The organism is Bacillus sp. 05T31 (genome assembly GCF_056396725.1).
This window is the reverse complement of sequence record NZ_JBFTMA010000353.1, coordinates 1-4,275: the sequence shown is the minus strand read 5'-3', so window position 1 is coordinate 4,275 and position 4,275 is coordinate 1. Positions and strand designations below refer to the sequence as shown.

5 protein-coding genes and 1 pseudogene are annotated in these 4,275 nt (G+C 31.0%); 1 reads left to right on the top strand and 5 read right to left on the bottom strand.

The genetic code is table 11. The annotated features are described in order from the left end of the window. Window positions 1-428: 428 nt before the first annotated feature. Window positions 429-839: a hypothetical protein gene (locus AC1DJR_RS19130; protein ID WP_477003256.1), complete on the bottom strand. Its 411-nt coding sequence runs from the start codon at window positions 837-839 to the stop codon at window positions 429-431. A gap of 115 nt (window positions 840-954) precedes the next feature. Continuing rightward, window positions 955-1,143 carry a helix-turn-helix transcriptional regulator gene (locus tag AC1DJR_RS19125; RefSeq protein ID WP_001241908.1) on the bottom strand — a complete coding sequence of 63 codons (189 nt, stop codon included), beginning with the start codon at window positions 1,141-1,143 and terminating at the stop codon, window positions 955-957. Window positions 1,144-1,303: 160 nt separating this feature from the next. Between AC1DJR_RS19125 and AC1DJR_RS19120 the strand changes: the two genes are divergently transcribed. Continuing rightward, complete coding sequence (locus AC1DJR_RS19120; protein WP_452087165.1) at window positions 1,304-1,627, top strand: helix-turn-helix domain-containing protein; 324 nt, start codon at window positions 1,304-1,306, stop codon at window positions 1,625-1,627. A 161-nt stretch (window positions 1,628-1,788) separates the two neighbouring features. On the opposite strand, the pseudogene AC1DJR_RS19115 reads toward AC1DJR_RS19120, so the two are convergent. The 3 genes and pseudogenes from AC1DJR_RS19115 to AC1DJR_RS19105 all read right to left on the bottom strand — a co-directional run. Beyond that, window positions 1,789-2,385 (bottom strand): annotated as a pseudogene (locus tag AC1DJR_RS19115) (site-specific integrase); the annotation flags it as partial. Between the two features lie 103 nt (window positions 2,386-2,488). Beyond that, the gene (locus tag AC1DJR_RS19110; RefSeq protein WP_452087164.1) at window positions 2,489-3,592 is read right to left on the bottom strand and encodes a kinetochore Spc7 family protein; all 1,104 of its coding nucleotides are present in this window, start codon (window positions 3,590-3,592) and stop codon (window positions 2,489-2,491) included. Between the two features lies 1 nt (window position 3,593). Then, the coding region (locus AC1DJR_RS19105) for a PD-(D/E)XK nuclease domain-containing protein (RefSeq protein ID WP_477003255.1) at window positions 3,594-4,275 on the bottom strand (682 nt) is incomplete at its 5' end.

Below are 4,275 nucleotides of genomic sequence, written 5' to 3'. Positions count from 1 at the left end.
CCCTATAGCTATCTAATCTTCCTTAAAGAATCCAATGTAAAATTCATGATAAAAGGAAACAACCGTGTCATATTTAGCATTTAAGAAAAAAGAGTGAGAATTAATAGATTCCCCTTTCTTTTGATCCTTTTTAGAAGCTCTTTAAAGTCTAATTCTATTACATTCCTGCTAAATAACATGTCCACTAATCATTAACAATTTGTATATCTGTATAAAGACTCTACCAAATCATTAAAGGAATCTCCTTCCCCCTATCGAATTATTGTAGAGGAAAGGAGAGGAATACATGGAAATTCTAGGATTAGATCCTCGCGCATTAGCGACTTTAGGTGCACTTGAATACACCAATCGCCGTAATAAGTTAATTGAAGACTCGGAGAATAATCTATACGAATGTAAAGAAATAAAAGAAATACTTCAATCACTTCCTAAAGAGAAGCAGATTGAGGTTCTTGAGAATCAAGCTCACTTTGAAGCTGTGGCAAAGATGATTGAACAAAACAATTTAATTCTTTTAGAACAGATGAAAGCTCTACAGCTAATTCAGAAATAATAAACTTATGATTAATTAATTCTACATATGCTTCCATAAATAATGTATCTTTATTTATATCATCAGCCTCTGTTTTTACAGGGGCTTTTGTTATGCGTTGATTCATATTTTGAATTTGAATAGTTTCTTTCACATGTATGAATAGATCTTCTAACAAACCTGGTGTAGACTCTAATTCCTGCTTTTCAATTTCCTCTGTTACAGCACTTATAAACTCCCATAGTACTTTTGCACCTAGTAGTTCTGCTAATCGTTTTTCACGAATTTCAAATGTTTTCATATTCATATTGAACACTTCCCTTATCTAATATTTTCTTAAAAATAACTAATAATTTATTTCGTTTTAGGAAAACAATATAGAAACATAACTTATCACGTTTTCAATTACACAAAACGTGACATTACTCCTCAAAAAAAAGAGTCCAATCAAAATTTAGTACCTTAGCTATATTCTTTGCGACAGGAACACTTGGATTTCTTTCACCACTTTCAATCATTGCATACATACTTCTAGATATTCTTGCCTTATATGCAATATAATCCTGTGTTTTCTCTCTATATTTGCGTTTTTCCAATAACCATAACCTCATTGTTCCCCTCCTTTTATTATCACAAAATGTGTATCTAATAATCACATTACATGAAAACAATTATAAATTCAACATTTTTTACACATTTCGTGTACTTTATTAAATGTTACATATTGTGACGTTATAATTGATATAGAAAACATCTAAAAGGAGGTAGCATATGTTTGGCACAAGACTACATACTCTTCGAAAAGAACGTAAACTGCGTCAAGAAGACATGGCAAAACAACTAGGGATCGCCCGAACTACATATGCAATGTATGAACAAGGAAATCGTGAACCCGATTATAATACATTGATAAAATTAGCCACTTTCTTTAAAGTATCAATTGATTACCTCCTCGGTACAACTAAAATAAGACAAGTTATAGACATACAAGATCCTGACCTTTATCAATGGTTTAAAGATATAAGCAGTGCGACTCCTCAAAAACGTGAGGAATTAAAAAAGTTTTGGGAGTTTATAATACAAAGAGAAGAATAGATTATTTAAAAGACCTCCACCTTGACAGGGTGGAGGTCGTGAGTTCGAGCCTCTCCGGGGTCATAGTATTAGAAACCGTGTCAAATTAACGTTTGATGCGGTTTTTATTTGTTTAAGCAAATCTCTAAAAAAGCCAGTGGTCACAGAATTGGTCACATTCTCTATAAAATCTCTTCTATTTTGTTAACTGCATCCTCTTGCATGGTTGGTAGTACATGCGAATAAGTGTCTAATGTGATTTTGATATTACCATGACCTAACCGTTCAGAAATCACCTTCACATTCACACCTTTAGCCAATAACAAAGTCGCATGTGTATGACGTAAATCATAGAATCGAATCTTTGGTACAACCGCTCTCTTAATCAAAGTGTTTAAACTTCGTCTAACATTAGCAGGATTAATTGGTGTTCCAGAAGGCGTACACATCACCAATTCATTGTCTCGGTATTCCTCACCTTAACTCAGCTTCTCTTTCAATACGACTGCTCTGTGTTTCTTTAGCTTTGCTACTGTTGATGCAGGTAATAGTCTCTTTCTTAAACTTGATTTTGTCTTTCCTCCAAGCAAAAATGTTTTCCCATCATGACTTAACGTTTGGCTAATAGTTAAATGCCCCTTTTCTAAATCAATATCTTTCCACCGCAAACCTAGTAATTCACCCTGTCTCATTCCAGTTACAAAAGCCATATAAAAGACAATAGAATACCTGCTATCCTGTGCAGCTTTTAAGAACAACTGTACTTCCTGTTCATTCCAATTCTTTTTTATTTTTAAATAAAACACCATGCCAAAGATACTTAGCATGGTGTCTCTCTTTATGAACATCAATAATGGAAATTTACCTATGTATAATCACTTTTTATATATCATCTTCCGTAGAAGCTGCTACTTCATTAGCAACCACAAAATCAACATTAACCATCGGTACACAACTCAATTCTATAAAAATTTCATATAAAACATTTTTATATTCTAATAACAACTTGTCTTGATCACTACTCTCCATAACACTTTTTAATTCAGAAACCCCATTACCATTTTCTGTTTGGACATATAATCCTGAATGAGCTACTTTAACTTCACACATTTCAGGTCTTGTTTTAAAATCAATGACTAAGTCAATAAATTTACTACTAGAGGTATGGTCAAGTCGCATTGAAGCCATCGAAAAATAAAATCCTTGGTCTAATGTACTTTTTACAAAGCTATTTTCTTTTAAATTATCCCCATCTAAAATAGCAGAATTAATCCCTTCTAATTGGTCAGCGTTAATTTTTTTCTCTGTTGCATCCCTTTTAACTTTCAATTTCTTTATTTCAATTAGCTCCCAAGGCTCTTTAATAGATTTAAAAAACCTTTCAAATAATTCAATTCTATTTGTTTTATTTAATTTAGTTAAAGAAATTTCTTGAAACTCAAATTGAATATCCTCATCATTGGTAGCAATATATGTTATTAATTCTTTAACTTTTTTATAATCACTAGATGCTTGCATATTAAAATCAAGACTACAGTTCTCACCATGAGTATTTAATTTAATTTCAACTTGTCTATTAGTTGTATCTAACAAATCAATCATACTTGGTTTATATTCATCATAAGTTAATAAGATATTAGTACTACCATCAGGATTTTTTGAAACTTTTAATTTCGTATTATCTTCTCTATTAATATAACTGTTACCAAATAGTTCAAGTGACGCTTGAAAGCTCTTTAGATGTTCTTTTTGAAAAGATATTCTACCCGACTTCCTATAATTATGCTCTGCATCCATTTTTGCTTTTAGCTCAATATAGTCTTTTTGATTTAAAAAGTAATCACCGCCAATTTTAGCTAAATCTTTTTTTGTTTTACCAAAGGCTAGAATCCCTCTTACTTTTAAAAAATCCTTAGTATCTTTTGTTGAAAGATGTTGTTCAATGACTTTTCTAACACTATATTTTTTAGGATAGTTTCTAATCAATTTATACCTCCTCCTTAACATTATACTTTTCAGGAACTGTTTTTAATTCGTTCATGTAATTAACTTTAATTTCAAGGTCGGATTTATTCATCTTAGAATACTCAAGTTTAGTACGAATAAACTCTGAAATATTCTCTCTAAATTTAGATTGTTCACCATAAAAATGAATATTAAGTTCTGCTGCATCCTCAAATTGGAAGTCTTGAATTAGTTGATACATAAATTCCAATTCTTTTTTTGTAGGGTCCGCAAAAAAGAATACATGATTTACACTAATTAATTTAGAATCACCATAAAAGTTTACTCTTTTTCGGCTTTTCGCAAAGATATAACTGGAATACAGTTGAATTAAATTTACGCACCCTTTTTGGACACTCATACTCTTTCCGCGTCTATAAAAATCGCTCGGGTAAAAGAAATTAAATTCTTCATATTCTCTCTCTAATTCCGCTTTATATTCTATTAATGAAGACCATTTCAAAATTTCATGATTTGTTGCAATATATAATGTAATAGGTTTCTTTTTTGATTTCACATTTATTTTTGATAAATATTCAATGATTTTCTCATGTTTATATTTATCTGTCTCGTTACACCATATCATAAGTAATCCTGTATTAACGCCTTCACAACCTAATTCATGTATCTTCTCCGAAATCTCTGCACATTCAACTGTCATATAT

Bases quoted from the DNA above. Each gene is read 5' to 3' on its own strand.
- AC1DJR_RS19130 (WP_477003256.1), bottom strand. From the start codon at position 839: ATGAATATGAAAACATTTGAAATTCGTGAAAAACGATTAGCAGAACTA.
- AC1DJR_RS19125 (WP_001241908.1), bottom strand. From the start codon at position 1,143: ATGAGGTTATGGTTATTGGAAAAACGCAAATATAGAGAGAAAACACAG.
- AC1DJR_RS19120 (WP_452087165.1), top strand. From the start codon at position 1,304: ATGTTTGGCACAAGACTACATACTCTTCGAAAAGAACGTAAACTGCGT.